Source organism: Wohlfahrtiimonas sp. G9077, from assembly GCF_002252155.1.
In the GTDB taxonomy this organism is placed as follows: domain Bacteria; phylum Pseudomonadota; class Gammaproteobacteria; order Cardiobacteriales; family Wohlfahrtiimonadaceae; genus Wohlfahrtiimonas.
In genome coordinates, this window is sequence record NZ_NEFD01000003.1 from 284,960 (window position 1) to 291,355 (window position 6,396).

Sequence of the window (6,396 nt, forward strand, 5' to 3'; positions counted from 1 at the left end):
TTTACCTCATTCGTGGCATGCGATTGGGGCCATTTTTGGCATCTGAACTCGTTTCAGAGAGCACAATCACTTCATCACCGCTAAGGCCATTGATCACTTCGGTGTAGATGTTGTTGCTGATGCCAAGGGTCACTTTTTTAGGGGCAATGGTACCATCGCTGTTTTTAATCCAAACATATGCTTCATTGGGTGCAAGACGCTCTTCTGGCATTGGGAGATTAGAGGGTTTAAAGCGCGTTGCCATGGTGGAAATGGTAGGTTGATTCGTGACGCCATCGACCACAATGTAAACTTGTGCCGTCATGTCGATGCGAAAGCGGCGCTCATGGTTGTCCACCGTTAAAATGCCCGCATAATAGATGGCTTCATTGCTCGCTGTGGTGGCCGCATTGCCTGTGGCGGTTTGGAATTTTTCTGGCGCAGGTTCTGTGGACTCTAGCGTGGCCGGATAATGATTTTTCGGCTCGCCCAAAATGGTGAAGTACGCCTTCATGCCTGGCGTGATTTTGGTGATGTCCGCTTCAGAGATCTGCGCTTTGATGTTCATGGTGTCTAAATCTGCAACTTTCACAATGGTGGGCGCGGTTTGCGTGGCATTCACCGTTTGCCCCTCTTTGACCACAGTGGCCACCACAACGCCATCAATCGGGGAGACGATTTTGGTGTAATCTAAATCCAATTGTGCTGAGTCTAATGCAATTTTGGCTTGGGCGATTTGTGCATCTAACGATTCAAGTTCTGCTTCTAACACTTGTAGGTTCGCTTCGGCCATGTCCACTTCTGATTGTGCTGTGGCTTTTTGTTTAATGAGATTTTGTTGGCGCTGAAGATTAATGCGTGCATTGACGATTTGTGCTTGCTTGGCCACTTTTGCCGCTTGTACATTTTTAAGGCGTGCTTGGCTGTCTTTGACGGCATTTTGGCGCGGCAGATCATCAATCTCCGCAAGCAATTGCCCTTTTGTCACCACATCGCCTAATTTAACGTGGAGTTTTTTAACTTGCCCAGAAACCTGTGCACCCACTTCCACTTGCTCAGAGGCTTCAAGTTTACCATCGGCTAAAATGGTGACTTCTAAATCCTGCGTTTTAACGTTGTCCGTAAGGTAATAAATGGGCGTTTGGGTCCAATATTTTTGATACACGACATAACCCACCGCGAGTGCCGCGATGAGGGTAAAGATCACAGTTTTTGTGCGTTTGATTTTCATGATGATGTGTCCTAACAGTGTGCACGGGATTATAGCGAAGAAAACCGATAAATTTGTATAGAGAATGTAAAGGTTTAGGTGCGCACGCGGCGCTTGAAGATGACAAACAGCATCAGCAATAACAGCAATGCGCACATTAAACCGATGCCAAGCGCATCCCCAAGTTTGACATAAGTGGTTAGCCCTTGTTTACCAGTGATGGCATGGGTTAAGGTTGTGGCGGTAAAGAGCGGCGCTTTGGCAATGATGTTGCCGTAATGATCCACAAATGCCGTCACGCCTGTATTGGTGGCGCGTGCAATCGGGCGAGCAAACTCAAGGGCGCGCGCTTGGACGATCTGTAAATGTTGCCACGGGGCAAGGGAATCGCCAAACCATGCATCATTACTGATGTTCACTAAAAATCCGCTTTGCTTTGCCTGATAACGCAAAGATTCTCCAAAAACGGCTTCAAAGCAAATGGATCCGGTGGTTTGCGTGCTAAATTGTGGAAAAGTGAAGGGCGCTTGCTGTGCTTGGCCTTTGGTAAAGCCCACCAATGGCATGTTGATCCAATCATAAATGGTGCCAAAGATGGCGGGCGCCGGAATGTACTCACCAAAGGGCAAGAGGCGATGTTTGTCATAAAATTGATCCGCTTTGGCCGTTTGCCCAAGGTGCACGAATGCATTGAATTGCTCGAGATTTTCATTTTCTCGTGGGATGCCAATTAAAATTTCTGTGTCCGTTAAGTCAGACCAATGGCGAAGGTTCGCCATCAGATCGGCAACTTGATCATAATAGGCAACCACCGCTGTTTCAGGCCAGATCACAAGATTGGCATGCTCAATCACGGTGCTGGTGAGATCCACATACGTTTGAATGGATTGATAAAAATGGGCTTCATCAAATTTTTGATCTTGCGTAATGTTGCCTTGCACCAAAGCGATGTTGAGGGTTTCGGGTTGATCCTCAATCGGGTCGCTCATGTGGGCAAAACCAGCGGTGATCACAGCAATGGCAACGATGCCAAGTGCGATGGGCACAAGATTTTTAAGGGCTCTAAGATGCATCACGATGTACAAAAGCAGTCCGGCCATAAAGTAGACCACAAAACTTGAGATCAATGCACCAAAAGTGGGAAAGAGCCACAAGGCAAAGGGGGAATCTGTCAATGAATAGCCAAGCGCCAACCATGGAAAACCGGTGAAAAGGTGCGCACGCAACACTTCTAAAAGCGTGCCCAGTGTCGGAAGCCAGAGAAGATAACGCATTGCCGGTGGTAAATTCAATTTGCGTACGCCATACAAGAGCGCGCCATAATAGAGGGCAAGATATGCCGCGAGCAGCATCACCATGGCAATGGCTAAGGGCAGCGGTGCACCGCCAAACTGATGGACGCTGATGCGCACCCACCACAATCCCACTGTAAACATGCTCAATCCAAAGAGAAAGCCGAGCCAAGCGCTTGCTTGAGCGCTTCGGTGCTCTACTGAGTAGAGCAGGATCGCGAGCGCAATGGGCGCCACATACCAAGCATGAAAGGGGGCAAAAGCCAAAGGCATCAAAGCGCCCAATAAAAGGGCGATGATGGGCGATAAAAAACGTTGGGTCAATTGCATGCCGTTAATCCTAATGCCATATAAATTTCATTGATGATGTTGCGATATTGTCCTGCCCACAAAATATCCCCTAAAAAGCGGTTGGGATTGAGTGAGGGATTGAGTACTTTACTATGTTTGCGGTTGGTTAAATAGAGGATGGTTAAATCATAGCATGGGTCAATGACGCAGACGCAACCTGTCCAGCCAGTGTGGCCATAGGCTTTGTCTGAGGCAAATTGCCCAAAATGGTATTGCATGTCTCCGCCTCTATTGAGGCGCCAACCGAGCCCAAAGCTTGGATCCTGTGGTTGGCTGCCCAGAAATTGTTGCTGAATTTCTGGGTGAAAAAATGGCGTTGGCGCAGTCATGAGTTGTAAGGCTTGATAAAGCGCGGCACAATTGGCAAAGAGCCCCGAATGGCCCGAGATGCCTGCCATACAATGAAAGGCCTTTTCATCTTGTACCTCGCCTTGCAGCGTATGTGTGCGAATGTTGGTAAAAGAGAGCGCATGATCCCGTGTGTTGCCATGCAATTCTGTGGGGGCAATGTCATCGGGCGCGTACCCGCGCGCCAGCGGTGTAAATGTGATGCGCTCATTGTTGAGCATCGGGAAGGCTTTTTGCCAAAGTTGATCCAATGGCGCGCCATACATCGCCTCTAATGCAAAGGTTAAGAGCATAAAGTCCACATCTGAATAGAGAGATTGGCTGCCTGGCGCATGAATGAGCGGTGCGGACAACAGTTTTGGGAGAAATTCTGCCCGGTTCTGACAAAAGAGCGCAGGATTATAATGCTCATCATAAAATAGAGGATTCGGCTCAAATCCCGCTTCGTGCGCAAGCAACATGCGAAGCGTAATGTGTGCTTTATCCGCTCTTTGATCATCTGTCAATTCAGCCGGAAAAATGTCTGCTAAGGTTAAATTAAGGTCAAGATTGGCGGTTTGTGCATAATATTGGTACAAATAGGTGGTGGCAAAAATTTTAGTGAGGGATGCAATGTCATACAAAGTGTGGCGCGTGGCATTGCCATATGCTTGATGATGGATGATTGTTTGGGATTTTGCGATCAATAATTGCGCAGAATCAAGCCCCGCATCAATCGATGCACGAATGTTTGTCTCAAGATTTGCCAATAGCATTTCAACAGGTTCCATAAGATATGAACCTTATATTTTAGGTGACAAAAAAGAGAAAAGTGCAATATGGTTAAAAGTTAGTCATATACAGTGCTTGACCAAAGTGGATTAATAGTGTTTAATGCTCACCTGCATTAGCGATGAAACATTGCAAATGGCTCGATAGCTCAGTTGGTAGAGCAGAGGATTGAAAATCCTCGTGTCGACAGTTCGATTCTGTCTCGAGCCACCATTAATGCAAACACAATACGGCTCGATAGCTCAGTTGGTAGAGCAGAGGATTGAAAATCCTCGTGTCGACAGTTCGATTCTGTCTCGAGCCACCATATTCTAGAGAACAGTAAAATACATTGCGATTTTACTGTTTTTGTTTTATACTAGAAAAACTTAAATGGGGGCGTTCTTGGATTCGACGGGGATGTTGAAGTTTGAGGTGCATGTCGAGAAGGTCGAGAGTCTCGTAAAAACGCGGCAATCAGTTATAATTGCAAACGATAATAACTACGCTTTAGCAGCTTAAGCCTGCTAACTGATCTTACTACTGTGTTCGTTCGGTGGTAACATCAGTCAACTTAAACGATCTAGAGAGATGTTTGCCTAGGAGCTCCCTCTCGAAACCTAACTAGGACAGCTGTTTGTTATCCTGCCGGTCGGATGAGAAACAGTTAAATTGAAGATACGGCTAAACATGTAGTACCAAGGATGGATAGTTTTCGGACGCGGGTTCAAATCCCGCCGCCTCCACCACATACCATATCATATGATTAACGATATGATGCAAAACCCCCTAAATCTCTACGGTTTAGGGGGTTTTTCTTATCAGTGCATTTCACCGATTTCTTTTACTTTGCAGTAAAATAGAAGTAAAATTAGAAGTAAATATCAGCTTGATGAGGATTTTACTTCCATGCCTAGAGTAATCGTTCCATTAACACTTAAAGAAATTAAAGAAGCTAAGCCAAAAGATAAGCAGTATCGACTATTTGATGGTGGTGGTTTACTTCTATGTGTCTATCCAACAGGTAAAAAAGTTTGGCGATTAGACTATACAGACGTCAATGGAAAACGTAAGAGTTACACCATTGGTGATTTTAATGAAGTTTCATTAACTGAGGCTCGAAAGGTTAGAGAAGAATTAAAAGCTCAATTAGATCGTGGTAAAACAATTCAGCTCAGTGCGCAAAATACATTTGAAAGTGTATTTAGAGATTGGTGGACAAGATGGTCTCAAACAGTTTCAAAAAGGCATGCTGATCGTGCCATTGTTTGCATGGAAAATGATGTTTTTCCCATCATTGGTGCAATGCCAATCGATAAGATTGAGCCTCAGCATATTGTCCTTTCTCTTCAAGAAATTGAAAAGCGTAATGCATTAGAGCAATTGCACAAAACTAAATCCACAATCAAAATGGCATTTGATTTTGCAGTGGCACGTGGATTATGTAAGTACAATCCTGCTGCTATGGTATCTGCGAAGGCTTTTAAACCACATGAAGCAAAAAACTATAGATCACTAGATAAGCAAAATATTTATCAGTTGTTTGAAATGTTTGAAAATGAGCGCTTCAATTTATCGGTCAGATTATGTACGGAATTTATTTTAAGGAATATGAGCCGTGCATCTGAAAGCGCCAAAGCAGAATGGAAAGAATATGATGAAGAACGCCAGCTTTTAATTATTCCTGCTGAACGAATGAAGATGGGTAGGGAGCATATTATTCCATTATCAACTCAATCCATTGAGATTCTCAACAAAATACGCGAATTGAGCGGTGGCACTCAATATATTTTCCCTAGCCAAAACTTTGCATCTCATTTAAGCCAGGACTATCCTTTAATGGCATTAAAGCGCCAGAAAATTGATACAACCATTCATGGTTTACGACACTTGTCATCAACCATTATGAATGAAACAGGATTGTTTAGACCTGATGTGATTGAAGCGTGTTTGGCACACAAAGATAGCAATACTGTACGAAGTACCTATAATAAAGCTCAGTATATTGAAGAAAGAAGAGAAGCACTGCAATGGTGGTCTGATTTTATTGATCAGTGCAAAGATAGAAAATCTAATTTAGAGACGCTGAAAAAATATAAAGTTCAATAAAATTTATGAGGTGTTTTTCTTATGATCAATTTGAATCAAAGTTTAAATTTGGGTTGAAAAAACAAGTACAACAATAAATTTAAGCCCCTGAATTGGGGCTTTTATTATTTTCTACTATTATTGTATGCGTGAATTTTTTCAATAATTGATTCTTTGCTGGTATTGAGTGCTTTGGATAGCTCCTCTACTGAATAAATGTAAGTGTTTCCGCTCTTCTTGCCTTTAGGGATGGTAATCCTCCCATAAATAACCGAAGTTAAAAGTAGAGGTTAAGCAGCCATTAAAGGTGGTCGTCCTTGATTAGCTTGGTGTGGCCTTTCATGATTATAATGCCAAAGCCATTGAGTTGCATAATCT

The 6,396-nt window shown here is 43.9% G+C and carries 5 protein-coding genes, 2 tRNA genes and 1 other RNA gene; 4 read left to right on the forward strand and 4 right to left on the reverse strand.

Annotated elements, in window-relative coordinates; genetic code table 11:
* Position 1: 1 nt before the first annotated feature.
* From B9T20_RS06095 to B9T20_RS06105, 3 genes are all read right to left on the reverse strand, one after another.
* Positions 2-1,210 carry an efflux RND transporter periplasmic adaptor subunit gene (locus B9T20_RS06095; protein WP_094490267.1) on the reverse strand — a complete coding sequence of 403 codons (1,209 nt, stop codon included), beginning with the start codon at positions 1,208-1,210 and terminating at the stop codon, positions 2-4.
* 74 nt (positions 1,211-1,284) lie between these two features.
* Positions 1,285-2,811, reverse strand: coding sequence for an apolipoprotein N-acyltransferase (lnt, locus tag B9T20_RS06100; protein WP_094490268.1), 1,527 nt, complete (start codon positions 2,809-2,811; stop codon positions 1,285-1,287).
* A complete protein-coding gene (locus B9T20_RS06105; protein WP_094490269.1) occupies positions 2,802-3,950 on the reverse strand; it encodes a serine hydrolase in 1,149 nt (382 codons plus the stop codon). Before B9T20_RS06105 ends, lnt begins: the two co-directional genes overlap by 10 nt.
* 138 nt (positions 3,951-4,088) lie before the next feature.
* Here B9T20_RS06105 and B9T20_RS06110 point away from each other — a divergent pair.
* The 4 genes from B9T20_RS06110 (at position 4,089) to B9T20_RS06125 (ending at position 6,039) form a co-directional block, all read left to right on the forward strand.
* Positions 4,089-4,164: transfer RNA gene (locus B9T20_RS06110), tRNA-Phe, on the forward strand.
* Positions 4,165-4,182: 18 nt separating this feature from the next.
* Positions 4,183-4,258 (forward strand) — tRNA-Phe (locus B9T20_RS06115).
* A 67-nt stretch (positions 4,259-4,325) separates the two neighbouring features.
* Positions 4,326-4,679: a transfer-messenger RNA gene (ssrA, locus tag B9T20_RS06120) on the forward strand.
* Between the two features lie 160 nt (positions 4,680-4,839).
* On the forward strand, positions 4,840-6,039 hold the full coding sequence (locus tag B9T20_RS06125; RefSeq protein WP_094490270.1) for an integrase arm-type DNA-binding domain-containing protein: 1,200 nt from the start codon (positions 4,840-4,842) through the stop codon (positions 6,037-6,039).
* A gap of 269 nt (positions 6,040-6,308) precedes the next feature.
* Here the strand turns inward: B9T20_RS06125 and B9T20_RS10075 are convergent.
* A partial coding sequence (locus B9T20_RS10075; RefSeq protein ID WP_148138449.1) for an integrase core domain-containing protein occupies positions 6,309-6,396 on the reverse strand: 88 nt, incomplete at its 5' end.

Coding starts and splice junctions, on each gene's coding strand:
- B9T20_RS06095 (WP_094490267.1), bottom strand. CDS start 1,210: ATGAAAATCAAACGCACAAAAACTGTGATCTTTACCCTCATCGCGGCA.
- lnt (WP_094490268.1), bottom strand. CDS start 2,811: ATGCAATTGACCCAACGTTTTTTATCGCCCATCATCGCCCTTTTATTG.
- B9T20_RS06105 (WP_094490269.1), bottom strand. CDS start 3,950: ATGGAACCTGTTGAAATGCTATTGGCAAATCTTGAGACAAACATTCGT.
- B9T20_RS06125 (WP_094490270.1), top strand. CDS start 4,840: ATGCCTAGAGTAATCGTTCCATTAACACTTAAAGAAATTAAAGAAGCT.